Source organism: Bradyrhizobium sp. Kon56, from assembly GCF_055807635.1.
Genome location: NZ_JBVVOU010000154.1, coordinates 1 through 479 on the forward strand (window position 1 = coordinate 1; position 479 = coordinate 479).

At 62.2% G+C, this 479-nt stretch carries 1 pseudogene; it reads right to left on the minus strand.

From position 1 onward, the window contains the following. Positions 1 to 107: 107 nt before the first annotated feature. Positions 108 to 479 (minus strand): annotated as a pseudogene (locus AC0L3B_RS38390) (hypothetical protein); the annotation flags it as partial.

Sequence of the window (479 nt, forward strand, 5' to 3'; positions counted from 1 at the left end):
TGGGACTGTAGCGAGGGCAACTTCTGACATGGCCGGATCCAATTTCTTACATTCATTGGAGTATAACCAGCTTGATACAGGTGTAGGTCGGATAAGTGAGTCCGGCGTCACACTTGGCCATATTGCTGCCCGTGTCGCAGCCAGCGGTTGAGCAATGGGCTGACATGCTCCGGCCAGCGCTCCAGCAGCGCTTGCGCCGCATCGCGCACAGCGGGCAACAGGTCGGCGTCGCGCATCAGGTCGGCGACCTTGAATTGCAGCAAACCGGTTTGACGAGTGCCGAGCATTTCCCCCGGGCCGCGCAGCTCCAGGTCCTTTTCGGCGATGACAAAGCCGTCGTTGGTTTCGCGCATGATGCCCAGCCGTTGGCGGCCAATCTGCGACAGCGGCGGGTGATACAGCAGCACGCAATGGCTGGCGGCGCTGCCCCGACCGACGCGACCGCGCAATTGGTGCAGTTGGGCCAGGCCCAGGCGTTC